Here is a 26,191-nt window from a genome sequence, read left to right on the forward strand (position 1 = left end):
GGCAACGAGTATGCAGTTGTTCGCAGTTGACACGGCGTTGGTGCGTCGGTACTTGGACGGTCCGGTCTTGACGGGTGCCGAGGCGGCCAGACTGTTGGAGCTTCAGGGGATCTCGGATGGCACGCCGATCTATCTGGACGACGAGACGATGATGCCGGTGGAGCCGCTGTGCTCGTGGGGCCGGAGCATGTCGTACGCCGACCTGGCCGAAGGCACCTTGAAGGACTACGGGCGCATCATGGCCCGGTTCAGCGGCCACCAGGCCGAGCGTGAGCGGGACGTGCTCACGGCCACGGAGGCCGACATCGTGGCCTACAAGAAGTGGCGCACGCAGTCGCAGAAGAAGCCGGTCGGCTCCTCGGCGTGGTCGAAGGAGTCGTCGGTGCTGGACCAGTTCTTCACCTTCGCGGTCGAGCAGCGATACCTGAGGCGCCGACCGATGCGGGTGGCGTCACGCGGGCGGAATGCGCTGAGTCCGCGGACGCGGCGTGGAATGGACATCCGGCACCTTTCTCTGGAGCAGTACCGCTACTTCCGGGATGTCGGGCTCGGCGGGCAGCGTCCGAATTCGCAGCTCAACCGGTCCTATCGGGGCAGTTCCCCGCATCGCGACCGGGCGGGCGCGGATCTGGCCGTGTGTACCGGTATGCGGTGGCAGGAGTGGGCCACGGTGCTGCTGCCCGAGCTGGGCATCGGCGTGGACCGCTACGCGGGCGAGGCCGAGTTCAATGTCCAAGCATGCGCGAAGTATGGCAAGGAACGCGGGATCTTCGTTCCTGAGCAGGCCATGCGGACGGTCGAGACCTACTGCCTGCTGGAGCGCCGCGAGTTCACCGCGGCGGCGGCCCGACGGCTGGAGCGCAGGCACCGGGAGCTGTTCGTCGTCTCTCGCGTCGAGCCGGAGACGGGCCGGATCCACGGCACCATCGACGGTATTCACCAGGTGGTTTCCATGCAGGCAATGCCGCCCAAGCTCCGCCGGATCACGGTCTGGGAAGGGGAGTTCGGGCTGGAGGCGATGGCGGTGTTCCTCTGCCGCGGCGGTCTGATGCCGGGGGCGGACTCCTGGAAGCGGTACCGGCATGCAGCCTGGCGCCGGATGGTCGCCCTGGCCAATGAGACCACGCCACGGCTGCCCGCCAAGCGGTGGCGCTGGCACGATCTGCGCCACACGTACGCCTTGCAGCTCCTTACCTACCTCGAGCAGCAGATGGACGGAGCCGAGCCCGACCTGGCCGCGCGGCGGCGCCGTCACCGCTCCTACGTAAGCGGACACATCCGCTACAACCCGCTGCTGATCGTGAGCCGCAGACTCGGTCATTCCAGCCCGGAGACCACGTACGCGTACCTGGAGTACACCGACGATCTGGTGCACGAGTACGAGGCGGCGTTCGCCGGGTGGCTCGGTGACCCGGACGAAGAGGCCACGTACGCGCAGATCGCCGCCAGGGCCTTCCATCTGGAGAAGTCGCCGGCGGGGGCGAACTGATGGCGCGCAAGCGGGGGGCGATGTCGGCCGAGCGGACCGAGTTCCTGCGTCAGGCGCTGGGGGCGCCTACCGGGGACGACCGGATCGGCGTCCGTGTGGTCGCGGTCGATGACCAGGGTCGGGAGCGCCTCCACTACATCGACCCGGCGGACTACCGTTGCTCGCGGCTGGCCGCGCAGCTCGCCGACGAATGGGCCGAGTACGTCGCATCTACCGATCTCTCGGCCTCGGCGTCCCGCGATTACGTGCGCGCGGTCGACCTGGTGTGCTCAGCAATGGACGCCGCATACGACGCCTCTGCGTCTTTGTCTCTGGAGTCGGCGGATCTGCTGCCCCTGCTGGCTCGGTGGGAGCGCACCTTGCCCACCGCCTACAAGGACGGGTCGCGTCAGCCCGGGGTGATGTCGTCTGGTGTGAGGCTCCTGATCGTGCGGCGGGATGACCATCCCGAGCGGACGGTCGATGAGGCGCTCGCCGGGTTCGCCCGCGGCCGTACCTTGACGCCCTGGGGTGAGACGTCGGAGCGGGACGAGTTCAGCCGGGCCGACAAGCGGGCGCTGGTCAAGGCCGCATGGTCGGCGGTGCACGCCCTGGAGAAGCGGCTCGCCGACGGCTGGGCACTGGCGGCTCAGGGCCGGCATCCGGATGAAGGGGACTGGCTGCACATGCCGGATCTGCTGTGGGGGCTGTCCCGGGAAGTGATCCAGCCGCGACAGATCGCGGACCGGCTGCCGCAGCTGACGTCACAGTGGCCCGACGAGCTGCGGGAGATGGTGATCAACGCGGACGGGACGGTCACGAAGCGGCGAGCCAGACGGGACCTGATCTTGCGGCTGATCACCCGCCTGTACCCCACCAACGTGGATCTCCATGCCTTCCGGGTACTGCTGATGGACGCCACCGGGCACGCCCCGGAGGAGGTCACGGGCTTCGGCGAGGGGGACATCGAGTTCCTCCCCAAAGGCGTACGCCTGACTCTGGTCAAAAACCGCGCCCACCGAGTGCGCCACCGGGCTTTCCGTGACGACGCCGCATCCCAGGACTTCGACGAGGGCGAGTCGGCGGCAAGCGAGGTGCTTGACCGGCCCCGCCGCGAGGTGAGCGCGATCGTGCGCCGGCTGCTGGCCGTGACGGAGAGGGTCCGTGAGCGGTGCCCGGACGTGACCGACACCTTGTTCGTCCGTCCCTCGCTGGTGTACTACGAGCTGCGCTTCGGCCGCTGGGATTCCAACATGCAAGGCCACCGGTTCACCGACTGGCTGGCCTCGGTCGCCGTCACGGTCGACGGCGAGGCCCACATCGGTCGGCTACGGAAATCCACCAAGGTCGAGAAGGCCATCGTCTCCGGCGGCCGGATCAGCGTCGCCGCCGACGACCATCTGGAGGAGACCTTCGCCGGGCACTACGCCCAGGGCACCACGCTGCGGATCCTGTCCGGCAAGGTGATCACCACGGCCCAGGACCACTGGTTCCAGCAGGCCGTCCACGGGCCGACCGTGATCTCGTCCGACGCGGCCGAGGTCGCCGAGAACAGCGAGCGGCTGCAGGAACTGGGGCTGGACAAGGAGCAAGCGGACGGGATCGTCCAGGGCGAGCTCGACATGGGAGTCTCGCACTGCAAGAACCCCTGGGACTCGCCCTTCAGCCCGCCGGGGGAACTGTGCGCCGTCGCGCCACTGCGCTGCCTTGAATGCCGTAACGCGTGGGTGCTGCCCAGCCAGCTGCCGCAGCTGCTGCTGTTCGCCCAGCACCTGGAGAGGGTACGGCGGCGGCTTGACCCGAAGACATTCACTCGGCTGTGGGGCCAGTCGTACGTCAACCTCCGCGCCGCTCTGGATGAGCGCACCGAGGAGGAGAAGGCCCTCGCGCAGAAGCACATCGACGCCGGGGACGTCTCACTGGACCTCCCCCTGTCTGCACACGTGGAGTTCGACGCATGATCATTGCGAATCCCGGCGGCCGCCCGCAGTCCCTGTTCCGCGCGGACGAGCCGATCGTCCAGAGCCGCCCTCTCCTTCCGCAGGCATGCCGGCCCGAAGCCCGGGTCCCGTTGTTCGGCGACACCGAGGTCCTGGACTTCAACGGCGTGGTGCGTAAGCCCGCCAACCGTCACCCGTCCTGGTGGAAGATCCGTCTGGCCGGGGATCTGGCAGAGCCACGTTGGAACCTCCTCGCCCGTGAAGTCGTGATGATCCTGGCGAATCCCCAACACGAGCAGCTGCAGGCGTCAGGACTCCACTTCGGCTTCGACCCCTGGGACATCGGCACCATCAACTTGAACATGAGCTGCCTTCGCGGCCTGATCGAATGGGCCCGCAAAGACGGTCTCCCCGGTGATCCGGCGTACTGGAGCGAGGCCGACCTCCGGCGGCGTATCAAGGCCCTCAAGTCTGACGTCGAGCCCCCAACCCTTACCCGGCATGTCGCCTTCGTGCAGAAGATGGCGGCATTCGCCCCGGCACTCAGCTGCGGCTGGCCGGCGGGCAACCCCTGGCCGGGGAAGCTCGCAGCGCAGGTCGCCAAGGATGTGCGCGACGGGACGCTGTCCACGAAGGCGATCCCGCCCGAGATCTGGTTCCCGCTCGTCCGCGCGGCGTGGACGTACATCCACACCTTCGCCCCGGACATCTTCCGCGCTCTGCGCCAGGCCGAACAGCTGCGCACCGCCGCAGGGCCGTCGGCCGCGGGGAAGGATGCGGAAGTGGACGCGTGGTTGGCCGACCCTGCGAACAAGGTGCCCTGCCACTACGACCCGCAGTGGCCCGAAGATCAGCCCCCGAGGTCTACTGGGGGATGCTGATGCTGCTGCTGGGCGTAGAGGACCGGCACCACGGCTCGCTGTTCGGTCGGAGCTCGGCAGCCAGCCGAAGGCGGCGGGCCAAGGTGCTCCGGGCGGTAGCAGAAGGCCGCTACGCCTACGGGCTGCCCGTGGAGCTGACTGAGGTGACTCGCCCGGACGGCAGCACCGGTCCCTGGCACCCGGGGTTTGACCTGTATGAACTGTCCCGGCTGGCGACCATCCTGCGTAACGCCTCGTTCGTGCTGGTAGCTGCCCTATCAATGATGCGGGACTCCGAGTTGCAGGAGATCGCCCGCGGCAGCGTGGTCGAGCACTTCAACGCGCCGGCCATCGCCTCCACCCTCGTCAAAGGCCACCAGGCGCGCCCGCGAAAGCACTGGTGGATCAGTGAGCCGGTCGCCGAGGCCATCGCTGTCGCCGAAGCGGTGTCCCCTCACCCCTCGCGGGTCTTCGCACCCCTGCAGCCAGGGGCGGTCAACGAGGAACTCGACGGCGGCGACATGGTGGACTCGTTCATCGCCTTCGTCAACGCCGGCCGGGCCTGGTCCGGGCTGGAGCTGATCCCCAAGGGCAAGGTCCGGCCCCATATGTTCCGCAGAACGATGGCGATGCTCACCGACCAGTTCGCCGGCTCCGAGATCGCGCTGGGTATGCAGCTCAAGCACATCGCCACCCGCGCCCTGGCCAACCGGTCCACCCGCAGCTACGCGGCGCCCGACGCCTCATGGGCCAAACACCTGGACGACGCCGTCCATGCTGCCCGGTTCCGCCGGCTCAAGGACCTGTACCAGGTCCACGGCAGAGGCGAGGAGATCGGATTCGGTCCCGGAGCCGAACGCCTCAAGGGCGCATTCGACCAGATCATGGCCACGGTCAAGGCCCGCCACGGAGACGCCCGCGTCGAGGACGACCTGCTCCGCAAGGCACGGATCACGATCCGCTTCGGCGCGCTCAACAACTGTCTCTTCGACGAGCGCAACCCGGCCGGGGCCGTATGCCTGGACAACGCGATCGTCCCCGAAGGGCACACCGGCCCACTGGAGGACCGCTGCCGCCCCGACCGCTGCCCCAACAGCGTAATCGGCACCGAGCACATCCCGTTCTACGACGCGCACCACCGCACCCAGCTCAACCTACTCCAGACCCCCGGCCTCCCCGCCTGCCGCAAGGCCCTCATCACCAGGGAAGCCGAGCGCGCCGGAGCCGTCCTGAACTCGATCCGAGGCACCGCCCCATGACCCACCGCCCCCGCGTCACCGAAGACGGCGTCTCGGCAGAAACCGCCAAGGCCCTGCGCGCGGCGATGCTGCGGCTCTTCTCCGGCAAGCCGCAGCGCACCGACGGACGGCTGACGAAAGAGAACCTCTGGCGCGAAGCCCAGGTCAGCCGGGCCACCATGAACCGCGCCCAGCCCATCCTCGCCGAATGGGACGCCCGCATCGCCGAGCACGGCAAGACCACCGCCGGCGAGACGCGCCGCGACGCCGAGATCAGCCGCCTCCGCAAGAAGCTCGCGGACAAGACCCAGCAGTGCACCCTGCTGGAAACCAGACTCCACGCCGCCGCGACCGCCATCGCCGCCCTCCACCACCACAACGAGGCACTCCGTGCCGAGCTCGCCGCCCGTACCGGCTCCGTTGTCCCCCTCGTCATCCCCCGGCCAGGACCCCCTTCGACATGACAAACCCACCCGAGGAAGCGGCCCACTCGGTGGCTTCCGGTCTCGACAGCAGCTGGCAGTTCGCAGCTGCCCTTCGACCCGGGGCACGCGAGCGCAGAACCATCGGATCAGGGGCGGACCATGTCGGCCCTCGGAGAAGTCCACCAGGCCCCTGTCTCATGGGCGGGCAACCCGCAGGTCACCCGATCGATCGAGTCGACGCCGTCGGATACGCGCTCACGGCGATGGGTACGACAGCGGTTCTAACCGACCGGGCTCGCTGCACCGCGGGTCAGGTGCTGATGAGTTGCAGGAACGGTGGGAAGTAGTCGTTCTCACGGCTATGGAGGTAGACCCCGAGGCTGGCCGCGCCCGACGGCTGCCAGATGGCGAGGGAGATGGTGCCGCGTACGCCGTTGAGGGCGTCGGTGACGTCGAGCGGGATCCAGTCGGCGGTCGTGGAGATCTGTCCCGTCCCATGGGCTGTGCCGGGCGCGGGTGAACGGTTCCAGGTGGCGGCCGTCTCAATCCAGGCTGTGCCGTCGGTGGCGAACGCCTGGAGGGTGGCGAGGGTGCCGGCCGAGTCGGCAACCCGGCCATACGTCCAGAGCACAGCCCGCTGGACGGTGCCGGTCACGGACGAGGTGTCGAAGTCAAGCAGGGCGCGGCGGCTGTAGCCGCTGTTGCTCGGGGTGGCGTTCTTGACGGTGAGTGTCTTCTCGGTGCCGTAGTTGGTATTGGCGTAGATGCCGTCGCGCAGGTAGGTGTCCTGTGTGGGGGCGAGGGTGGTGGCGGCGGCCGTGGCGGGAGCGGTGCCGATGGTGTGTAGGGTGACGGTCCGTCCCGCGCCCTGGGTGCCGCCGGTTTCGACGAGGAGGGAGATCGCGCCGCCGAGGGTGAGGATGCTGACGCCGGCTGAGGGGTCCGCGCTGTGGTAGCCGTTCTTGGCGATCGTCACCTGGACGGTGGCGGATGTCCGAGAGGGGTCGGAGACCGTGACGGTCATGGTGCCGTTCTTCTCGCGAAGCAGGACCGAGCAGGCAGCGGAGGCCGTGATCGGCCCGGCCTCGCCCGCCGCGAAGAAGTTCGCTGCCGTGACACCCGAGGCGGTGTCGTGGATCGCCTGGGCAGAGGCGGAGTTGGCCACAACGGTAACGGTAGGGTTGGCGGCCCGGGCCGCTGCGGTCGACGCGCTCGCGCCGGGCATGATCAGGTAGCTGTAGGCTGCGGCGGTCGGGTCGGTTCCGTGGTCGATCCACAGGGTGAGGTAGCGGCGCGTCAGCTGCTCGGTGGTGCTGCCGCCGTTGATGTCGTGCCAACTGCCGGTCCGGGCCTCGCGCACGGCGTGGACCGTCGCTCCGCCCGGGAACACGTATCCGCCGAATCCGGCGATGCCGATCGACCGCGCGCCATTGAACTGACCAGACCAGCCGAGGGTGGTGGGCTGGTCGGCGCCGTCGACGGTGAGAGTGCTGGTGCCTTGGGTTCCGAGGTTGCGGTTGTCGATGATCGTTTCGACGGGGACGCCGTCGGTGCAGGTGATGCCCGCGCCGAGGCAGACGATCGAGTCGTCGAGCAGGAACCAGGACTTGCGGCCGCTGAGCGTCGAGGTCAGGCTGCGCACGTCCTGGCCGTAGGCGGCGTACATGCCGTCGGTGGCGCCTCCGGCCCAGGTGTTGTCGGGTCGGGGCGCGCCCCATGCGCCGCCGGCGGCGTCGGCCAGTGGCTTGGTGGAGACGGTGGTGCCGGGCAGACGGTAGGGGTTAACGGTGGGCCAGTAGTTGTCGGAGTACTGGCCGTTGCCGTAGGTGTCGCCCCACCAGTAGAGCATGCCGCTGTTGGTGTGCCAGCCTCGGACGTTCTCCTTGTTGCCGTTCTCGTAGAAGGTGGTGCGGGCCGAGCAGACGCTGAGCGCGGCCGTCCACCTGGCGCGGCGGACCACGGCGCGGTCCATGGCGAAGATCTGAGTGCCGAGGGGTTCCGGGGCGGCCGGCACGGTGGAGTCCTTGAGCAGCGCCTCAGCGCGGGCCAGTTCGGGGACCTCGATGTAGCCGTCGGAGAGGTAGGGGCTGTAGTAGTCGCGGCTGATCCAGCCCTTGACGGCCGCCTTCCAGGTGGCGGACTGGTCAGCCGGGGCGGCGCCGGAGGCCGCGAGCCGGAGGATGTCGCCGATGATGCCGTGACCACGGGTGTGGTCGTTCTGCTGGAGGTGCAGTAGGTCCTTGGTCTCAAGGCCGCGGCTGACGGACCGTCCGCTGACGCCGTCCATCACCAGGCCGTTGAACACGAACGGCGCGAACGCGTTGGTCACGGCGGTGAACAGATTGGGCAGCTGCGGAGTGTTGACCTGCCACTCCGTGCCCGCCAGCAGGCTCAGCAGCTTGCTCAGCCCGTCGAGCAGCACGCTCCCGTACGAGCCGGTGTACGGCACCCACGTGTGCTGGACGAAGCTGCCGTCCGCGTACAGGCCGTCGCCCGTGAGGACATACGGGAAGACGGGAGTGAGCGCGTTGGAAGCGGTGGCCAGCTTGTCGGTGCTCTTGCCGAGCACGCCCCGCAGCGCGAGGACGCGACAGAGGTCGACGCGGTTGGCGCCGGTGCTCCGACCGGTGTAGGCGGCGACCGTGGAGTCCGGCACGCTGTGGTCGACGGCGGACAGGTAGCCGGCCAGCTGGGTGGCGGTGAGCTGCGCGTACATCAGGACGCAGACGTCGAGGAGGGCCCGGGGGCTGCCGATCTGCCAGTCCCACCAGTTGTTGTAGTTGACGGCGGTGGGGGTGTAGGCGGTCGCGTGGAGCTGGTCCAGGCCGGTGATGACGGCGCTGGCGGTGGCGGCGTCGCCGGTGAGGCCGGTGCCGGGCTGGGCCCAGGCCATGGCCATGATGCGCAGGCGCTTGTAGCTGCTGGTGATGTTGGCGGATGCGGTACCGAGCGGGAGGTCGGGCCAGAGCGAGGAGGAGGTGGGGGCGAAGGTGCTCAGCTGGTCCCGGGCGCGGCCGCCGAGACCGGCGAGGGTGCCGGCGTACGGCTGTGCGGTGGGATCGAAGCCGCTGCCGGTGAGAAGGTCGTGCCAGCGCCCGCGGAGGGTGTCGTAGGCGTCGGCGGCCCGCGCGGGCGTGGCGGTGAGTCTCAACTGGGCGGCCACGGTCACGGCCGCTGTTGCGCCAGCGGCCTGAAGCAGTCGGCGGCGGGAGAGCATCGGGAGGGCGGCGTCGGAGTGGGAATTCATCGGGGCCTCCGGGCGGCGAGGGTCGCGGGCACCACGGACGGGGGAAGAAATGGGTGCGGCGACATCTGGACGGAGAGCCTCTCGGGTCCAGGTGGCAGCGAAGGTAAGCGCCGCCCCGATCGAACGTCAACGGGCACGCACAATTTGATTAAATGATCGACAATTTGATCGCGCCCAAGCGTAGCCCGCGCATGCCCCGTCGCACGTGTCGACCTCCGGGCACCGGCGCTGGGCGCCTGCACGTCTTGCGCGCCCTCGGCATCCACGCCAGGCCGCAGAACGTTCAGCTCCCAGCCCGCCCGCCTGTCCAGCCCCGCCTATCGCGGCCCGACCAGAACACGAGTACCGGACACCTGCGACCCACCACAGCCGCTTCGTCCTGACGGGATGGACACCGGCCGGCCGCCCCATCGCGGGCGCGGGGCAACAGCGGCCGTCGGGCGGCCTCGACCTCTCTCGGCGGCCCTCATCCGACTGAGATCAGACGCTGGGTCGGCCGCTCGATCAGCCCGTGTCCACGGTCACGCGCCGCCCTGCAGCGTCCGGGTAACCGGTCTGGAGTCGCCTTGCGGGAGCCTTGGTGGATCGGCGGCACCCGCTGCTGAACGATGTCCAGTCAGCACCCGCGCCACCGCACGCTTCGATCAGATATGACCGAGCGATATGATTTGATCGAACATTGGTAGTCATGAACGGTAGAAGGGGTAGCCATGGCTCTCTCTGCAGAGGAACGCCGTATCCGCATCCTCAGGGTCATGGGCGAGGTCGGCACCATCCGCGTCGTGGATTTGGCCGAACGCCTTGGGATCCCGGCCGTCACGGTGCGGCGTGATGTGGCTGCCCTGGCCGACAGCGGGCGGCTGCAACGCTCCCACGGTGCGGTTTCGCTGCCCGACACCCCTGTGCCGGGGCAGGAGAGCGCGGCCCCTTCGGGCCGCGGCCGGGTGATCGGCATGTTGGTGCCCACCATCGGCTCGTATTTCGACGACGTGATCGATGGCGCCCGCGCGGCCGCAGCCGCCGCGGGTGCCCGCCTGTCGCTCGCAGTAGCACCGTACGGGGTGGGCGACGACCGGACACAGGTCGAGCGACTGCTCGAGGCCCCGGTGGACGGCCTGATGCTCACCCCCACGTGGAAACCGGGCATCTCCGCGGAGGACAACGACTGGCTCGCCCACCTGCCCGTCTCCACTGTCCTGGTCGAGCGCCGGGCCGCCCTCGGCACCTTGGGTGCCGACCTGGACTCCGTTGCCTCCGATCACCGCCACGGCGTGTTGCTCGCCCTGCGTCACCTGGCCGGGCTGGGCCACACCTCCGTGCTGCTCGCCGCCCGCGACGACACGTGGACGGCGCACGAGATCCGGGCGGGCTATGCCGACGGTGTCCGCCTGTTCGGGCTGGCCCCGCAGCCGGTCATCGACATGCACCGTTCCAACGGCGTGTTCGCGCCCCCGGATCCGGATCGCGTCGCCGACGCGATCGCCGACGCTGTCGGCGAGACGGGTGTGCGCGCCGTGCTGGCCCACAACGACACGGCCGCGATCCAGCTCCCGCCGCTGTTGCAGGCCCGTGGCCTGCGTGTCCCCGAGGACCTGGCGCTGATCTCCTATGATGACCTGTTCGCCGCCCATGCGACGCCGCCGCTGACCGCTGTCGCGCCGCCCAGGCAGGCGGTCGGCGCGACGGCCATGGAATTGCTGCTGCGGCGCCTGGCCGTCGACAGCGCGCTGCCCGCGCAGCGCATCGAGCTGCTGCCCACGCTGAAGGTGCGCGCCTCCTGCGGCGCCTCGGCCCGCTGAGGTCCGGCAGCCGCACGAGAGGCGGTCCCGGCCGCTCTGGTCGGGGTCACGCCCGAGGAAGCCCGGCCAGGTGGGCCGCGCCGGAGGCCAGCAGGTCAGGAAGCGGGGCCGCCGCCGGGTACCAGGGGGCCTCGTACTCCCAGGAGACCCAGCAGTCGGCCGGAAGCAGACGCAGGCACTCGGCAATCGGGAGGATGCCTCGGCCGAGGGGCAACGGGGTCGTGTTTTGCGGGCCGGCCACGTCCTTGACCTGTACGTATCCGAGGTGCGGGGAGAGCGCGGCGTAGGAGTCCGCCGGTGACTCGCCCGCGAGGTGGGTGTGCAGGAGGTCCCACAGGCCGCCGGCCACCGGGCTCGCTGTCCGTTCGAGCAAGCAGGCCAACTCGCCGCCGCCCCGGTGGGAGTCATGGGTCTCGACCAGGATCCGGACGCCGAGGGCAGCGGCCTCGTCCGCGACGGCGGCCAGCCGACGGGCCGCGCGCAGGTCGCTCTCACCCACAGGTCCGTCGCCGCGCGGGAAGACCCGGACGTAGGGGGCGCCGAGGTCGGCCGCGAGCCGCAGATGGGTCCGCAGGGCCTCGGTCACGACTCGGTTCTCGCCGGATTGGGCGACGCCCACGTACGAGGCCACGGTGAGCGGAGTGATCCCGGCCGCGGCGAACGCCCGGGCCGCGCTGCGGCGCTCCCCAGCGGTCAGACCGGGATGGACGGGTTCTCCTTCGGCGCAGCGCAGTTCGAGACCCTGCCAGCCGTTGTCGGCCGCCAGTCCCAGGGCCTCGGCGAGGGGCCGGCCGGGGATACCGAGGGTGGAGTAGGCGAGTGGCAAGGGTTGCCTCCTTGAAGTGACGGACGCGTCCGAATCCAGGATCACGCAGATCAGACGCCGAGTCTCACGATCATATGATCTCCTTGATTGGATTGTAACCTGACCGGGAGGCCGGCGAACTGGGCGGTGGCCTTGCAGGTCACAAGCGAATCATGCGTCTACGGGCGACGCCCGAGGGCGAGATCGACTCTGATCAGTCGATCCATTGCCTTGACTTTGATCGAGACCACCCCACACGATTGCGCCACACCCACCGACCGCCACGATCCAGGCGATTCTGGATCAATCGGACGTCCGTGGGTTACTCACCCACCCAGGAGCTGAGCCATGACTTCTCCCACTTTCCTCCGCCGCAGAGCCGGCCGCCTCGCCGTAGCTGCCACGGCGACCGCCATGTGCGTGTCCGTGCTGGCCGCGTGCGGCAGCGGTGGCGCGGCCGAGGACGCCGCCCCCAGCAAGCCGGTCACCATCACTTTCTGGGGCTGGGCGAAGGGCACTCAGGATGTCGTGAAGGCGTTCAACGCCTCGCACAAGGACGTCCAGGTCGCGTTCGAGCAGATACCGTCCGGCCCGGCCGGCGGCTACGCCAAGATCTCCAACGCCTCCAAGGCCGGCAACGCCCCCGATCTCTTCAACGTCGAGTACGCCGTGCTGCCGGACTTCGTCAGCCAGGGCGCCGTGCAGGACATCACCAAGCTCGTGGGCAACAACCTCAAGGCCAAGTACCTGCCGCAGGCGGTGGAGCTCACCACCCTCGGTGGCGCGACCTGGGCGCTGCCGCTGGACGCCGCCCCGCAGGCGTTCTTCTACCGCAAGGACCTGTTCGAGAAGGCCGGCATCACCGCCCCGCCCAAGACCTGGGACGAGTACCGCGCCGCGGCCCAGAAGCTCAAGACCGCCAACCCGAACACCCGCATCGGCACCTTCTTCCCCGACGACCCGAACACCTTCGAGGCGTTCGCCTGGCAGGCCGGGGCGCACTGGTTCGCCAGCGTCCAGGACACCTGGAGCGTCGACATCAACAGCTCCGCGACCAAGCGGGTCACCGACTACTGGCAGCAGCTCGTCTCGGACGACCTGGTCCGCGTCCAGCCGTCGTTCAGCCAGCAGTGGACCGCCTCGCTGCAGAGGGGCGAGACCGCCGGCTACCTCGGCGCGGCCTGGGGCGGCGGCGTGCTCAAGTCCACCCTCGCCTCCAGCCCCGAAGCCTCCGGCAAGTGGGCCGTCGCCCCGATCCCGACCTGGGACGGCAAGCCGGCCAGCGGCATGCTCGGCGGCAGCACCTTCGCCGTCTCCAAGGACAGCAAGAAGGCGAAGGCCGCCCTCGAGTTCGCCACCTGGGCCACCACCACCCCCGAGGGCATCAAGTCCCGCATCGCCTCCGGCACCTCCTCGCTGTTCCCGGCCGACCCGGCCCTGATCCCGGTCGCCAAGGCCGCGTTCAACACCGACTTCTACGGCGGCCAGGACATCTACAGCGTCTTCACCGACGCGTCCAAGTCGATCAAGCCGGACTGGCAGTGGGGCCCGGCCATGGGCGCCACCAACACCTCGCTGAAGGACGCCTTCGGCAAGCTCGGCCAGGGCGGCACCATCCAGGCCGGCGTCGACGCCGCCCAGCAGGCCACCGTCGCCGAACTCAAGAACCGCGGACTCAAGGTCGCCCCGTGAGCAACAGAACCACCGGCTCCTCCCGCGCCGCCGGCATCAGGCGGCGCGGGGCCTACTGGGCCCCCGCCGTACTGATCGTCCCGTTCCTCATCCTGTTCACCGCGGCGCTGCTCGCCCCGATCGGGTACGCCGTCTTCCTGAGCCTGTTCACCGAGCGCCGCTCCGGTCTCGGCTTCGGCGACGCCCAGACGGTCTTCACCGGTCTGGGAAACTACACCCGGGCTCTCGGTGACGCGGCCTTCCGGGACGGCTTCTGGACCGTCGCCCAGTTCTGCCTGCTGTACATCCCACTGATGATCGGGCTGTCGCTGACCGTGGCGCTGCTGCTGGACTCGGTGCTGGCCCGGGCCAAGCGCTTCTTCCAGCTGGCCCTGTTCCTCCCGCACGCCGTCCCCGGCATCATCGCGGCGCTGATCTGGACGTACCTCTACACACCCGGCATCAGCCCGGTGCTCGACGCCCTGAACAGCGCCGGCGCGACGATCGACGTGCTCGGCCACCCGCTGCCCGCCGTGGTCAACATGGCGCTGTGGGAGTGGACCGGCTACAACATGATCATCTTCTTCGCCGCGCTACAGGGCATCCCGCGCGAGGTGCTGGAGGCCGCCGTCGTCGACGGCGCCGGCGCCCTGCGCACCGCCCTCAGCATCAAGGTCCCCCTGATCAAGGCGTCGATCACGATCGTCGCCCTGTTCACGATCATCGGCGCGCTCCAGCTCTTCACCGAACCGACGATCCTGCGCGGTGCGGCTCCGGGAATCACCACGACCTGGACTCCCAACATGTACGCCTACACCGCCGCCTTCGAACGCAACGACTACGGCCTGGCCGCTGCCGCCTCCGTGCTGCTCGCCCTCGCCGCGGCGCTGCTCTCCTTCATCGTCACCCGGGCCACCCGTGCCCGCTCCGAACGCCGGAAGGAGGAGACCGTCTGATGAGCTCGCACGCCAAGAAGCCCCGGCATTGGTCCCTCTCCAAAGGTGCGGTCAACGCCTCGCTGGCACTGGTCACGCTCTACACCCTGCTGCCGCTAGTCTGGCTGATCACGGCCTCCGCCAAGAACACCCCGGACCTGCTCGGCGGCAACAGTCTCTCGCTGAGCAACTTCCACCTCGGCGACAACCTGCACGCCCTGGCCACCGAGGACGGCGGCATCTACTTCCGCTGGTTCCTCAACTCCCTGCTCTACGCGGGCGGCGGCGCCCTGCTCTGCGCCTTCATCTGCGTCTGCGCGGGCTACGCCTTCGAGGTCTTCGCCTTCCGCGGCAAGGAGAAGCTGTTCGGCCTGGTGCTGGTCGGCGTCCTGGTCCCCACTACCGCGACCGCCCTGCCGCTCTACCTGCTCGCCTCCAAGATCGGCCTGGTCAACACCTTCTGGGCCGTGTTCATCCCTAGCCTGGTCTTCCCCTTCGGCGTGTACCTCTCACGGATCTTCGTTTCCGGCTACGTGCCCGTCGAGGTCCTGGAGGCCGCGCGGATGGACGGCGCCAGCGAACTGCGCACCTTCTGGTCGATCGGCCTGCGGATGGTGACACCTGGATTCGTCACGGTGTTCCTGTTCCAGTTCACCGCCATCTGGAACAACTTCGTCCTGCCACTGGTGATGCTCTCCGACACCAGGCTCTTCCCGGTCAGCCTCGGCCTGTACTCGTGGAATTCGCAGACCCACAGCCTCCCGGACTTCTATCCACTGGTGGTCACCGGCTCGCTGCTCGCCGTACTCCCGCTCGTCGTCGCCTTCATCGCCCTCCAGCGGCACTGGAAGGCCGGCCTGACCGCGGGCAGCGTCAAATGACCTCCCCCGCCGCGCGCCTCACAGACCCAACGGAGAACCGAGTGCCCCAGCAGCCCACCGCCGCCGTCGGCTCCCCGGACCCGGCGGACCCCGGCCGGCGCCGCCCGCGAGCCGTGCTGGCCATGCACCCCGATCTCGCTCCCCAGCTGCTGGACAAGCGGGCCCTGGACCGGCTCACCAGCCTCGCCGACCTCGACCCCGCACTGGTCCTGGACGACCTCACCACCCCCGAGGCCGTCGCCGCCCTGGCTGACACCGAGGTCCTCATCACCAGCTGGGGCTGCCCGCCCATCGACGGGGCGGTGCTGGCGAGCGCGCCGAAGCTGCGCGCCGTCATTCACGCCGCCGGCTCGGTCAAGCACCACGTCACCGACGCGTGCTGGCAGCGCGGCATCCAGGTCGCCTCCGCCGCCTGGGCCAACGCCCTGCCGGTCGCCGAGTACACCGTCGCCGCCATCCTGTTCGCCAACAAGCAGGTGCTGCGGATGGCCGCGGACTATCGCGAGCTGCGCGCCCCCTACGACTGGCGGGCCGCCTACCCGACCATCGGCAACTACCGCCGCACGGTCGGCATCGTAGGAGCGTCGCAGATCGGCCGCCGGGTCCTCGAACTGCTCAGGCCGTTCGACCTTCACCTGCTGCTGCACGACCCGTACGTCACGCCCGAGGCGGCCGCCGCGCTCGGCGCCCGCCTGGTCGAGCTCAACGAACTGTGCGCGCTCAGCGACGTGATGAGCATCCACGCACCCCAGCTGCCGTCCACCCAGCACCTGATCGACCGCCGTCGGCTCGCCCTGATGCCAGACGGCGCCACCGTGATCAACACCTCGCGCGGCTCGCTGATCGACCAGGACGCGCTCACCGAGCAGCTGGTCTCCGGCCGGCTCAGCGCCGTCCTCGACGTCACCTCCCCCGAGGTGCTGCCGGAGGACTCGCCGCTCTACGAGCTGCCCAACGTCCTGCTCACCCCGCACGCCGCCGGATCCCTCGGCGGCGAACTGCACCGGCTGGCAGCCGCCGCGGCCGACGAACTCGCCTGCTACGCCTCCGGACTGCCCTTCGTCCACCCGGTGGCCGCCCACGACATCCACCGCACCGCCTGACCAGTCACAGGCGGCTGCCGCGAACGACCACAAGCGACCTCCATCCCCGCCCGTCCCCTGGGCGGACCTGTCGCCCCCGCTTGGCCTCGCGGCAGCGACAAGCACCTTCCGGCGGCGTGCACCCCCGCGACACTATGAATAGGAGAATCCACCCATGTCCCGCAGAGTGATCGGCATCGTGATGAACGGTGTCACCGGCCGGATGGGATACCGGCAGCACCTCGTCCGCTCCATCCTGGCCATCCGCGAGCAGGGCGGCCTCACCCTCGAAGGCGGCGAGGTGCTGTGGCCCGAACCGATCCTGGTAGGCCGCAACGAGCACAAGCTCAAGGACCTCGCCGGCCGCCACGACCTCACACACTGGACCACCTCGCTCGACGAGGCGCTCGCCCACCCGCTCGCCGAGATCTACTTCGACGCCCAACTGACCCAGGTCCGCGAGCAGGCCCTCCGCAAGGCCATCGCGGCCGGCAAGCACATCTACACCGAGAAGCCCACCGCCGAATCCCTCGACGCGGCGATCGAGCTGGCCCGCCTCGCCCGCGAGGCCGGCGTGTGCAACGGCGCCGTGCAGGACAAGCTCTTCCTACCCGGCCTGCTCAAACTCAAGCGCCTGGTCGACGGCGGCTTCTTCGGCCGGATCCTGTCCGTGCGCGGCGAGTTCGGCTACTGGGTCTTCGAGGGCGACTGGCAGGATGCCCAGCGCCCCTCCTGGAACTACCGCGCCCAGGACGGCGGCGGCATGATCCTCGACATGTTCCCGCACTGGCGCTACGTGCTGGACAGCGTCATCGCCCCCGTCCGCTCCGTATACGCGCACACCGCCACCCACATCCCCTCGCGGGTGGACGAGCACGGCCGCGCGTACGAGGCGACCGCCGACGACGCCGCGTACGGCATCTTCGAACTGGAGGGCGGCATCACCGCCCAGATCAACTCTTCGTGGGCCGTGCGCGTCGACCGCGACGAACTGGTCGAGTTCCAGGTCGACGGCACGGAGGGCAGCGCCGTGGCCGGCCTGCGCAACTGCCGCTTCCAGCACCGCGCCGCTACCCCCAAGCCGGTCTGGAACCCCGACCTCCCGGTGACCGAGTCCTTCCGCACGCAGTGGCAGCAGGTGCCGGACAACGCCGAGTTCGACAACGGCTTCAAGATTCAGTGGGAGCTGTTCCTGCGCCACGTCGCCACCGGCTCCGAGTACCACTGGGACCTGCTGGAGGGCGCCAAGGGCGTCCAGCTCGCCGAGCTCGGCCTCGCCTCCGCCCGCGAGGGCCGACGCCTCGACGTCCCAGAGCTGGAGATCTGATGCCCGACTTGAACCTCCCCGGCACTGGTGCCCACCGGCTGCGCGAGCCCGTCGTACTCGAGCTTTCCGGCACTGCCCCCGTCTCCCGGACCGCGTTCGCCGCCGCACATGTGGTGGCCGACCCGCGCGGGAAGAACACCCCCGGCTCTCCCACGACCGTCGACTGGGAGGCCACGCTCGCCTTCCGCCACCACCTGTGGTCCCTCGGCCTCGGCATCGCCGACGCCATGGACACCGCGCAGCGTGGCATGGGCCTGGACTGGGCCGCCACCAGGGAACTGATCACCCGCTCCGGCGCGGAGGCACGCGCCGTCGGTGGCCGCCTGGCCTGCGGCGTCGGCAGCGACCAACTGACTTCTGCAGACGTCTCGTTGGCCGACATCCTGGCCGCGTACGAGCAGCAGCTGGACGTCGTCGAGGAGGCTGGCGCCCAGCCCATCCTGATGGCCAGCCGAGCACTCGCCGCCACAGCGGCCGGCCCGGACGACTACCTGCGCCTCTACGGCCGCCTCATCGGCCAGGCGCGGCAGCCCGTCATCCTGCACTGGCTCGGCGAGATGTTCGACCCGGCGCTCAGGGGCTACTGGGGCTCCGCCGACCTCGACCGGGCCACCGAGACCGTGCTGGCGCTCATCAACGAGCACACGGAGCAGATCGACGGCATCAAGGTCTCCCTGCTCGACGCCGACCGCGAGATCGCGCTGCGTCGCGCCCTGCCCGAGGGCGTTCGGCTCTACACCGGCGACGACTTCAACTACCCGGAGTTGATCCGCGGTGATGCCCTCGGCCACAGCGACGCGCTGCTGGGCGTCTTCGACCCCATCGCCCCGGTCGCGGCCGCCGCGCTGCACGCCCTGGACGCCGGGGACCTGGACCGCTACGACTCCCTGCTGGCCCCGACGCTGCCCCTCGCCCGGCACCTGTTCGCCGCCCCGACCTACCACTACAAGACCGGCATCGTCTTCGTGGCCTGGCTGGCCGGTCACCAGAACCACTTCACCATGGTGGCGGGCGCCCAGAACGGCCGCTCCGTCCCGCACCTGGTGGAGCTCTTCCGGCTCGCCGACGCAGCCGGCATCCTGCCGGACCCGGACCTCGCGGCCGACCGGATGCGCCGCTTCCTGGCCGTGGCGGGGGTGGAGGCCTGATGCGGCTCTCGCTGAACCAGATCACCACCAAGCGCTGGAGCCTGCCCGAGGCCGTTCAGGGCTGCGTGGACGCCGGCATCCCGGCGATCGGCCTGTGGCGCGACAAGGTCGCCGATACCGGTCTCGCCGAGGCCGCGAAGCTGGTCCGCGACGCAGGCCTCGCGGTCAGCACCCTGTGCCGCGGCGGCTTCCTGACCCCCACCGACCCCGAGGGACGCCGGGCCGCCCTCGCAGAGAACCTCCGTGCCCTGGAAGAGGCCGCCGAACTCGGCACCGACACCCTCGTCATGGTAGTCGGCGGCCTGCCCGACGGCAGCCGCGACCTGGCCGACACCCGAGAGCGGATAGCCGACAAGCTCGGGGAACTCGCCCCGCACGCCGGAGACTTCGGCGTACGCATGGCGATCGAACCACTCCACCCGATGTTCTGCGCCGACCGCGCGGTCGTCTCCACCCTCGGCCAGGCCCTCGACCTCGCCGAGCGCTTCCCGGCCGACCAGGTCGGCGTGGTCGTCGACAGCTACCACCTCTGGTGGGACCCGCAGCTGGCCACCCAGATCGCCCGGGCCGGCGCCGCCGGTCGGATCGCCTCCTACCAGGTCTGCGACTGGACCCTCCCGCTGCCCGCCGACACCCTGCTCGGCCGGGGCCACGTCGGCGACGGCCACATCGACTTCCACGCCCTGACCGCCATGGTCACCGAAGCCGGCTACACCGGCTGGATCGAGGTCGAGATCTTCAACGAGAAGATCTGGAACACCCCCGGCGAGCAGACCCTGCAGACCGTGATCGAGCGCCACCTCGCCCACATCGAACTGCGGGAGACCCGGTGAGGGTCGTCATCGCCCCCGACTCCTTCAAGGGCACCATCACCGCGAGTGACGCTGCCCGGGCACTGGCCGACGGCTGGCGCTCCATCAGACCGGACGATCACCTGACGATCCGTCCGATGGCCGACGGCGGCGAGGGCACCCTCGCCGCCGTCACGGCCGCCCACCCGGAAGCCGCCCTGCACCGGGTGGTCGGCTGCACCGGCCCCGACGGCCACCCCGTCGACTGCGCATACGCACTCCTGCCCGACGGCACCGCCGTCATCGAACTCGCCATCGCCAGCGGCCTGCCACTCATGACGCAGCTCGCCCCGCTCACCGCCACCACCCGGGGCACCGGCGAACTCATCGCCGCAGCCCTCGACCACGGCGCGACCTGCCTTCTGATCGGCCTCGGCGGCTCCGCCTCCACCGACGGCGGCACCGGCCTGCTCCACGCACTCGGCCTGCGCGTCCTCGACACCGACAGCCGACCCCTGCCGGACGGCGGCGGCGCGCTCACCCACGCCCACCGGATCGACCGCAGCCGCCTGATGCCCGCCCCGCCCGACGGCGTACAGCTGCTCACCGACGTCACCAACCCGCTGCTCGGACCCGCCGGGGCGGCCGCCGTGTACGGGCAGCAGAAGGGCGCCGGACCCGAGGAGACCGACCGGCTCGAAGCCGGCCTCACCCGGCTGAGCGAGCTGCTCGGCGGCGCCCCGGACCAGCCGGGAGCCGGCGCGGCCGGCGGCACCGCGTACGGCCTCGCAGCCGTATGGGGCGCAACCATCACCCCGGGCGCGGCCGCCGTAGCCGACCTGCTCCGCCTTGACGAGGCACTCGTCACCGCCGACCTGGTGATCACCGGCGAGGGCCGATTCGATTCGACCAGCCTGCTCGGCAAGACGGTCGGCGAGGTGATCAGCCGGGCCGAGCGAGCCGCCGTACCGGTGCGAGTCGTAGCGGGCGAGTCCACCGACAAGCAGGCCCTGACGCTCGTCGACCTGGCCGGAAGTACCGGCGACGCCCAGGCACGCGCCGACCACTGGCTGCGCGAGGCCGGTGCCCTGCTGGCCCAGGCTGCTTACTGACCGGCCGTTTGCAGTAGTCCATCCCTGGGGCACTGGGAGCCTCGCGGTGAGGACCCTGAGGTAGCCCGCCACGGGGGCGTCGTGAGCCTTCGGCTCTGGGTCGCGGAGAAGGAGATCGCAACGGGGGCGCCCGCCCTACCCACCATTCCGGAGCGCCAGCCCATGACGGTCGACAACAGCTTCCGTTGCAACTGCACCGACCAGCGGAAGGGCCTGTACGCCTGCTCAGTCATCGCCATCGTGCCCTTCGTCGTTCCCTTCGCAGTCATCGAGTGCAAGGTCGTCTGCGGACTGACCATCGGATCCGCCGAATAGTGCGAGCCAATGCCCACCCCCTCCCGTCCCTGGCAGCCGGGGCGGTAGCCCCCAATCGGCAGTACCGCACAGTAAAGGGGAAGCTCATGAAAAGGCGTCACCACGTCCTGACCACCACCGCAACCGCTCTGGTCCTTTCCGTATCGTCGGCGGGCTGCGCCAATGTCGACGACCGAGGAGAAGTCACCCTGCGGCTGGTGGCCGCCGACTATGAGGTGGCAGACCAGTCCGACAGCACCGAGCGATACTGGGCAGATCTGATCGCGGCATTCGAGTCTGCGCATACCGGCATCACCGTCGAGGTGGAGATCGTGCCCTGGGACCGCGTAGACCGCCACGTCGCCGCTATGGTCAAGACAGGGCACGCGCCTGACGTGGCACAGATCGCTTCATACGCCGAATTCGCCGCAAGGGGTGAGCTCTACTCCGCCGACCAACTGCTCTCGGTACCTGTGGAGGCGAACTTTCTGCCGCAGTTCGCTGCTGCGGGGCAACAGGAGCGTACGCAGTACGGCATGCCGTTCTCGGCCTCGACCAGGCTCCTCCTCTACAACCAGAACCTGTTCGCCGAGGCAGGCGTTGACGAGCCCCCGGCGACCTGGGACGAACTCAGGGCCGCGGCGACGCAGCTGAAGAGTCGTACCGACGCCCCATACCCCATGGCAGTGCCGCTTGGACCTGAGGAGGCCCAGATCGAGGCCATGACCTGGATTTTGGGAGGCGGAGGAGGTTACACCGGATCCACCGGGCGCTACACGATCGACTCGCAACAGAACATCGACAGCCTGACGTGGCTGAAGGAGAACCTCGTGGAGAAGGGGCTCACCGGTCCGGTCCGGCCCGAGCGCCTCAATCGCAAGGAGGCGTACGCGGCGTTCGTGCGCGGCGAAGTTGGCATGGTAAACGGACCCCTTTCCTTGCTGCGGGCCGCGAAGGCAGCAGGGATCAAGGTCGGCACGACCCCTATGCCTGGACGTGTCCGCGACGCCAACGACACACCCGCGGTGGTCGACTGGATTATGGCCTTCAAACGGAACGGACACCGGGCGGAGCTGGGCAACTTCCTCGACTACCTCTTCAGCGACAAGAACGTGCGGGAGTTCGCGATCCGCAACAACCTGCTACCCGTCACCGTGTCAGTCACCAACCAGATGGAAACCGATGCCAAGCACGAGGATCTGAGGGCATTCCTGCGCGCTCTGCCGACATCGGTGTCGCCGCCCCTCGACAAGATCTCATGGGCCTCTGTCAGCAACAGCACCAAGAAGAACATCGGTAGTGCCATGTCACGCGACGGCAGCCCCGCCGAAGCACTGCGCCGAGTATCCGACGTTGCCATTGAGGCCGAGCGCGCTCCGTAAAGTCACGGGCATGAAGCTACGGCTGCGAGGGCCTTGGCAAGTGGGCTCTGTTCTGTGCGGCTTCGGACGTGAGCAGCGGAGCCCCGGTAAAACTGGCAGTCGACCAAGACAGCCGTTCACACCACCGAAGCCTCCGCTGCCCGATCCGTGTGTGTGACCACGCGCCACATCACGGTAGCCAAGGGCCTGTTCGCCCACAGGCACCTGGGGAACCCACCCAGATCACCCGTTCGAGATGGCCGATGCGACCTCATCAAAACCAGTGCCGGCCAGCAACGACTCAGGAAGACCCCCGCGGGTGGTGGTCTACCGCCCTCCCCCTCACGGGTGTTGGCGGGGCAGTCCGCCGCGCCGGCGGTTCGCGCCTTCCCGCCTGGCCGGCTCCTGCCGCGCGGCCCGGGACCGGGGTGGGGCACCGGCTGCGACTGCCCGGTGCCCACCTCTCCGAGCATTACCGGTGATCACTGCCGCCCAGGCGCCGGCTCGGACGACACCTTCACCGACTCCCTCGCCAGAACAGCACGGTGTGCCGTGCCGTCGGGCCACGTCACACTGACCCAGCCGCCTCCCGCCGCGCTGCCGGTACGGACACGGGCATCCACCGAGTTCGCGAGCGGTTCGATCGTCAGCCGCGAGGTGCTGACGAACAGGCCCTGGCCGCCAAGGCCGGTGACGCGCCCGGTCAGTACGGGTACGGCGGCGGACGGCCCGAACGCCGTACCCTGAGCGAGCCGCACGACGTGGGCTGCGTCGAAGCCCGCCACCATGCCGAGCTGGCACTGTGGGCCTGGCCTCTCCCCAACCGCCCGGACGCGGGCGACACCGGCCGCCACCTGGGCTTCGCCCTGCTCCCCGGCCACCGCCCAACCGGTCTGCCGGACCTCGGTGCCAGTGGTGGCGCCGAGAACCAAGTGGGCGTGGACCTCGTCCGCGCCGTGGGCCATCACCACGGAGGTCACGGTGACGCCGGGCAGTTCGGTTCCGGCGGTCCGCGGCCCGTGGGTGGACGAGGCCCAGCCAGGCCCGGTTCCGAGCGGCCGGATCCGCCCCCGCTCGCTGAGCGTGCCGTCGATCACCAGGCCGAAATGGTTGTCCGGGGCCTCCCCGGCCGCGGTGGGGCCGCTGGCCGTCGAGTAGGCGAGGCGCGCGTAGAGCGGGTTGTCGGGCAGGACCTGCTCGACGGGTTGGTTGTCGCTGCCGTGGTTGTGCAGCCGGACCAGCCCGTCCCGGGCGGTGGACTGGATCAGCCAGCCGGGGGCGGGAAGCGCCAGCAGCCGGTCGGACACGGCCGACGGGGCCGGCTCCTCGGTAGCCGTCCACACCGGGTGGTCGGGGGGCAGCAGGAGTCCGACGAATGCCTTGCTCGCCCAGTACGGCGAGGCCGGGCCGGAGTATGACTGGATCGTCGGCGGGTGGGAACCGTGCCAGCCCAGTGAGAGCAGCCCTTCCGCCGTGACGGCGCCGCGTTCCAGGAAGTGACGCAGTGCGCCGGAGGCCAGCCGCCGGGTCGCGCCGGGCGGGAGCGGGGTGTGGCCGCTGAGGGCGCCGGCCCACAGCGGGGCGGTGGCGGCGAAGCGGTAGGTGAGCGACCGGCCCTGGTGCATAGGTGTGCCGTCGGCGCCGAAGGTCGCGGCGTATCCGTCGAGATAGGCCGCCAACCGGCTTCCGTAGGTGTCCAGCAGCGGCCGGTCGCCGCTCAGGTGGGCGTGCAGGACCGGGTAGAAGTGCAATGCCCAGCCGTTGTAGTGGTCGAAAGCACGGAGCCGGCCGTCGGTGTACCAGCCCTCGCCGGAGTACCACTGCTCGATCTTCGCCAGGCCCGTGTCGATCGCCGTGCGGGCGGCGGCGGTTTCGATACCGGTGTCGGCGAGGAAGCCGCCGACGGTGAGCGGGAAGAGCCACCAGTTGTTGTCGTGTGGGGCCCGGAAAAGGGAGTCGGCGAGCCAGCGGCCGACGCGCTCGCGTACCTCGTCGTCGAGCCGGTCCCACAGCCAGGGCCGGGTCAGACGCAGGGCGAGCGCGATCGAGGCGGCCTCCACCATGGCCTGACCACGGTCGGTGATCACTGGCCAGGCGTCTGGTGCGCCGGTGGTCAAGTCCCGTTCGCGCGTGGGTCTGCGCGTGCCGGTATCGAGACCTTCCGCGTAGCGGTCGAGCAGACCGGCCGGGTCCTGGCCGCCGCTGCCGGCGATCCGGAAGGCGGCGAGAAGGTAGGTGCGGGCGAATCCTTCCAGACCGTCCGAGCGCGTGCCCGAGATGCTGGGCCCGGGACCGGGCAGGTTGATCAGCGCATGGCCTGGGCTGGCATACCTTGCGGCGGCGGCCAGAAGACCGTCGGCCGTGGCCTCCCAGTGGGCGCGGGTCCAACCGCTCATCGGACTCAGAATGCGGTTCTCGGGCGGGAGTTGGAACGACAGGGGACGCTGAGGCATGGCAGGGCTCACCCATTCTGGAACCGGAGGCAGCTGGCTCCAGAATCTACGAATCAAACTGATCAAAAGTCAACATCTGATCAATTTCTGATCCATTTGATCCACTGAGGCCGCTTAGCTAGAGCCGAGTCAGCCCGGACTGTGCGACCTCGGCACGCCGACCGACGGCTTGCGGTCCGCTTGAAGACAGCGACGTACTGCCTCACCGACGCTGACCTCGCTCCAAGGCGCCGGACCGATGCCTCATTCGCATCACACCAGCCCTGCGCGGGGCGCGCAGCGCCGCAACGGGATCAACCGCAGTGCGGTCGCACCGCAGCGGCCCGGATTTCCGGACATCGAGTCCGAGGCGGCCAGGCGGCAGCTCCTCCCCGGACAGACCGAGGATCGCGGGCCAGGCCCGGATCACAGTGACCGGAGGGATCGAAAGAGAGGCTTCAAGAATTGACCTTCCTGTATCAATCTCCCAATCTTGATTATATGACCACCCTGGTGTAGATTTGAGCAAATGGTCGACCTATCTTCGTTCTCTCGGCTTGACTTTCTCCCCTGTAGGAGTCGTCATGATCACCATTCTCGACCGGCGGAGCGAGGCGTCGGACGGCTGTAAGTCCCGTCCTGCCTTGCCCGACCTGTTGTCTACGTAACTGTGATCCCGGCGACTCCGGCATCGGTGTCCGAGCTGAGGAGGCTGGTGCGGGACCAGGCCAGGCGGTGGGCGCTGCCGGAGAACGCGGAGGATTCGCTGCAGCTGATCGTGAGCGAACTCGCCGGAAACGTCGTCCTCCACAGCGGCAGTCCGAGCGACCGTCGGGACAAGCATCACCTGGGACTGCACAGTCAGCGAACGATGGCGTGGCCGATCTCGCCGCCGTATCCGTGAGTGCCGGCCTCGATCCGGCCGTCGATTCCGATAGCACCGGCGATCCCTGTGCCCAGGGCGATGAACAGGAAGCGATCGACTCCGCAGCCGCAACCGACCTGCCCTCGGCCACCCACCTGAGCGGACGTCGTGGCCGAGCGCCACCGGGATGCCTCCAGGCGCTCGCCGAGCAGCTTGCGTATCGGCAGGTCCCGCCAGCCGAAGTTGGCGGAGAAGACCGCGAGTCCGTTCTCCACATCGAACGTCCCCGGCACGGCGACGCCCGCGGCAAGGGGCGCGACGAAGTCGAGGATGGCGGCGACGACGGCGTCCGTACCACTCTGCCGCTCGGTCGGGCGGCGGGCTTCGAACAGCACAAGGCCGTCCTGGGCAAGCAGCGCGGCCTTCCTTCCGGTGCCGCCCACGTCGAGTGCTACGACGTGCTTCACGGGGACGGTCTCGCCCGACCTGACCAGAGAGGTCTAGTCCAGT

21 protein-coding genes are annotated in these 26,191 nt (G+C 69.5%); 17 read left to right on the plus strand and 4 right to left on the minus strand.

From position 1 onward, the window contains the following. Positions 1 to 67: 67 nt before the first annotated feature. From ACFWP3_RS15270 to ACFWP3_RS15290, 5 genes are read left to right on the plus strand one after another with little or no spacing between them, the layout of a single operon-like run. Positions 68 to 1,489 (plus strand): site-specific integrase, encoded by a 1,422-nt coding sequence (locus tag ACFWP3_RS15270; protein ID WP_384220634.1) that lies wholly within the window; start codon positions 68 to 70, stop codon positions 1,487 to 1,489. After that, on the plus strand, positions 1,489 to 3,429 hold the full coding sequence (locus tag ACFWP3_RS15275; protein WP_384220637.1) for a hypothetical protein: 1,941 nt from the start codon (positions 1,489 to 1,491) through the stop codon (positions 3,427 to 3,429). Before ACFWP3_RS15270 ends, ACFWP3_RS15275 begins: the two co-directional genes overlap by 1 nt. Then, positions 3,426 to 4,289, plus strand: a complete 864-nt coding sequence (locus ACFWP3_RS15280; RefSeq protein WP_384220639.1) for a hypothetical protein — start codon at positions 3,426 to 3,428, stop codon at positions 4,287 to 4,289. Before ACFWP3_RS15275 ends, ACFWP3_RS15280 begins: the two co-directional genes overlap by 4 nt. Next, positions 4,247 to 5,527, plus strand: a complete 1,281-nt coding sequence (locus ACFWP3_RS15285; protein WP_384220642.1) for a hypothetical protein — start codon at positions 4,247 to 4,249, stop codon at positions 5,525 to 5,527. The genes ACFWP3_RS15280 and ACFWP3_RS15285 overlap by 43 nt, the downstream gene beginning before the upstream one ends. Continuing rightward, on the plus strand, positions 5,524 to 5,970 hold the full coding sequence (locus tag ACFWP3_RS15290; RefSeq protein WP_384220645.1) for a hypothetical protein: 447 nt from the start codon (positions 5,524 to 5,526) through the stop codon (positions 5,968 to 5,970). The genes ACFWP3_RS15285 and ACFWP3_RS15290 overlap by 4 nt, the downstream gene beginning before the upstream one ends. 271 nt (positions 5,971 to 6,241) lie before the next feature. Here the strand turns inward: ACFWP3_RS15290 and ACFWP3_RS15295 are convergent, their stop codons facing one another. Then, positions 6,242 to 9,178, minus strand: a complete 2,937-nt coding sequence (locus tag ACFWP3_RS15295) for a polysaccharide lyase family 8 super-sandwich domain-containing protein (protein WP_384220647.1) — start codon at positions 9,176 to 9,178, stop codon at positions 6,242 to 6,244. 710 nt (positions 9,179 to 9,888) lie between these two features. Between ACFWP3_RS15295 and ACFWP3_RS15300 the strand changes: the two genes are divergently transcribed. Further along, on the plus strand, positions 9,889 to 10,977 hold the full coding sequence (locus ACFWP3_RS15300; protein WP_384220649.1) for a substrate-binding domain-containing protein: 1,089 nt from the start codon (positions 9,889 to 9,891) through the stop codon (positions 10,975 to 10,977). Positions 10,978 to 11,023: 46 nt separating this feature from the next. On the opposite strand, the gene ACFWP3_RS15305 is transcribed toward ACFWP3_RS15300, so the two are convergent. After that, positions 11,024 to 11,803 (minus strand): sugar phosphate isomerase/epimerase family protein, encoded by a 780-nt coding sequence (locus tag ACFWP3_RS15305; RefSeq protein WP_384220652.1) that lies wholly within the window; start codon positions 11,801 to 11,803, stop codon positions 11,024 to 11,026. A gap of 327 nt (positions 11,804 to 12,130) precedes the next feature. On the opposite strand from ACFWP3_RS15305, the gene ACFWP3_RS15310 reads away from it, so the two are divergent. The 10 genes from ACFWP3_RS15310 to ACFWP3_RS15355 all read left to right on the plus strand — a co-directional run bounded on the left by ACFWP3_RS15310 (position 12,131) and on the right by ACFWP3_RS15355 (position 22,405). Beyond that, on the plus strand, positions 12,131 to 13,474 hold the full coding sequence (locus ACFWP3_RS15310) for an ABC transporter substrate-binding protein (protein WP_384220655.1): 1,344 nt from the start codon (positions 12,131 to 12,133) through the stop codon (positions 13,472 to 13,474). 35 nt (positions 13,475 to 13,509) lie between these two features. Beyond that, on the plus strand, positions 13,510 to 14,409 hold the full coding sequence (locus ACFWP3_RS15315; protein WP_384220752.1) for a carbohydrate ABC transporter permease: 900 nt from the start codon (positions 13,510 to 13,512) through the stop codon (positions 14,407 to 14,409). After that, entirely contained in the window at positions 14,409 to 15,269 is an 861-nt protein-coding gene (locus ACFWP3_RS15320) for a carbohydrate ABC transporter permease (protein WP_384220659.1), read from the plus strand. Before ACFWP3_RS15315 ends, ACFWP3_RS15320 begins: the two co-directional genes overlap by 1 nt. Positions 15,270 to 15,391: 122 nt before the next feature. Continuing rightward, on the plus strand, positions 15,392 to 16,372 hold the full coding sequence (locus tag ACFWP3_RS15325; RefSeq protein WP_384220754.1) for a hydroxyacid dehydrogenase: 981 nt from the start codon (positions 15,392 to 15,394) through the stop codon (positions 16,370 to 16,372). Between the two features lie 154 nt (positions 16,373 to 16,526). Next, positions 16,527 to 17,678, plus strand: coding sequence for a Gfo/Idh/MocA family protein (locus ACFWP3_RS15330; protein ID WP_384220662.1), 1,152 nt, complete (start codon positions 16,527 to 16,529; stop codon positions 17,676 to 17,678). Next, the gene (locus tag ACFWP3_RS15335) at positions 17,678 to 18,826 is read left to right on the plus strand and encodes a dihydrodipicolinate synthase family protein (protein ID WP_384220665.1); all 1,149 of its coding nucleotides are present in this window, start codon (positions 17,678 to 17,680) and stop codon (positions 18,824 to 18,826) included. The genes ACFWP3_RS15330 and ACFWP3_RS15335 overlap by 1 nt, the downstream gene beginning before the upstream one ends. After that, on the plus strand, positions 18,826 to 19,659 hold the full coding sequence (locus ACFWP3_RS15340; RefSeq protein WP_384220668.1) for a sugar phosphate isomerase/epimerase family protein: 834 nt from the start codon (positions 18,826 to 18,828) through the stop codon (positions 19,657 to 19,659). The genes ACFWP3_RS15335 and ACFWP3_RS15340 overlap by 1 nt, the downstream gene beginning before the upstream one ends. Then, complete coding sequence (locus ACFWP3_RS15345) at positions 19,656 to 20,729, plus strand: glycerate kinase (RefSeq protein WP_384220671.1); 1,074 nt, start codon at positions 19,656 to 19,658, stop codon at positions 20,727 to 20,729. The genes ACFWP3_RS15340 and ACFWP3_RS15345 overlap by 4 nt, the downstream gene beginning before the upstream one ends. Positions 20,730 to 20,810: 81 nt before the next feature. Next, entirely contained in the window at positions 20,811 to 21,044 is a 234-nt protein-coding gene (locus tag ACFWP3_RS15350) for a hypothetical protein (protein ID WP_384220673.1), read from the plus strand. An 86-nt stretch (positions 21,045 to 21,130) separates the two neighbouring features. After that, positions 21,131 to 22,405, plus strand: a complete 1,275-nt coding sequence (locus tag ACFWP3_RS15355; RefSeq protein ID WP_384220675.1) for an extracellular solute-binding protein — start codon at positions 21,131 to 21,133, stop codon at positions 22,403 to 22,405. Positions 22,406 to 22,866: 461 nt separating this feature from the next. Here the strand turns inward: ACFWP3_RS15355 and ACFWP3_RS15360 are convergent, their stop codons facing one another. Next, positions 22,867 to 24,780 carry a DUF2264 domain-containing protein gene (locus tag ACFWP3_RS15360; protein WP_384220677.1) on the minus strand — a complete coding sequence of 638 codons (1,914 nt, stop codon included), beginning with the start codon at positions 24,778 to 24,780 and terminating at the stop codon, positions 22,867 to 22,869. A gap of 706 nt (positions 24,781 to 25,486) precedes the next feature. Here ACFWP3_RS15360 and ACFWP3_RS15365 point away from each other — a divergent pair. Then, positions 25,487 to 25,720: an ATP-binding protein gene (locus tag ACFWP3_RS15365; RefSeq protein ID WP_384220679.1), complete on the plus strand. Its 234-nt coding sequence runs from the start codon at positions 25,487 to 25,489 to the stop codon at positions 25,718 to 25,720. Here ACFWP3_RS15365 and ACFWP3_RS15370 read toward each other — a convergent pair. Continuing rightward, positions 25,678 to 26,148 carry an ROK family protein gene (locus ACFWP3_RS15370; RefSeq protein WP_384220681.1) on the minus strand — a complete coding sequence of 157 codons (471 nt, stop codon included), beginning with the start codon at positions 26,146 to 26,148 and terminating at the stop codon, positions 25,678 to 25,680. The genes ACFWP3_RS15365 and ACFWP3_RS15370 overlap by 43 nt on opposite strands. Positions 26,149 to 26,191: the final 43 nt, after the last annotated feature.

The organism is Streptomyces sp. NPDC058525, assembly GCF_042719495.1.
Lineage (GTDB): Bacteria > Actinomycetota > Actinomycetes > Streptomycetales > Streptomycetaceae > Streptomyces.

Coding starts and splice junctions, on each gene's coding strand:
- ACFWP3_RS15275 (WP_384220637.1), top strand. CDS start 1,489: ATGGCGCGCAAGCGGGGGGCGATGTCGGCCGAGCGGACCGAGTTCCTG.
- ACFWP3_RS15280 (WP_384220639.1), top strand. CDS start 3,426: ATGATCATTGCGAATCCCGGCGGCCGCCCGCAGTCCCTGTTCCGCGCG.
- ACFWP3_RS15290 (WP_384220645.1), top strand. CDS start 5,524: ATGACCCACCGCCCCCGCGTCACCGAAGACGGCGTCTCGGCAGAAACC.
- ACFWP3_RS15295 (WP_384220647.1), bottom strand. CDS start 9,178: ATGAATTCCCACTCCGACGCCGCCCTCCCGATGCTCTCCCGCCGCCGA.
- ACFWP3_RS15300 (WP_384220649.1), top strand. CDS start 9,889: ATGGCTCTCTCTGCAGAGGAACGCCGTATCCGCATCCTCAGGGTCATG.
- ACFWP3_RS15310 (WP_384220655.1), top strand. CDS start 12,131: ATGACTTCTCCCACTTTCCTCCGCCGCAGAGCCGGCCGCCTCGCCGTA.
- ACFWP3_RS15320 (WP_384220659.1), top strand. CDS start 14,409: ATGAGCTCGCACGCCAAGAAGCCCCGGCATTGGTCCCTCTCCAAAGGT.
- ACFWP3_RS15325 (WP_384220754.1), top strand. CDS start 15,392: ATGCACCCCGATCTCGCTCCCCAGCTGCTGGACAAGCGGGCCCTGGAC.
- ACFWP3_RS15330 (WP_384220662.1), top strand. CDS start 16,527: ATGTCCCGCAGAGTGATCGGCATCGTGATGAACGGTGTCACCGGCCGG.
- ACFWP3_RS15335 (WP_384220665.1), top strand. CDS start 17,678: ATGCCCGACTTGAACCTCCCCGGCACTGGTGCCCACCGGCTGCGCGAG.
- ACFWP3_RS15340 (WP_384220668.1), top strand. CDS start 18,826: ATGCGGCTCTCGCTGAACCAGATCACCACCAAGCGCTGGAGCCTGCCC.
- ACFWP3_RS15355 (WP_384220675.1), top strand. CDS start 21,131: ATGAAAAGGCGTCACCACGTCCTGACCACCACCGCAACCGCTCTGGTC.
- ACFWP3_RS15360 (WP_384220677.1), bottom strand. CDS start 24,780: ATGAGCGGTTGGACCCGCGCCCACTGGGAGGCCACGGCCGACGGTCTT.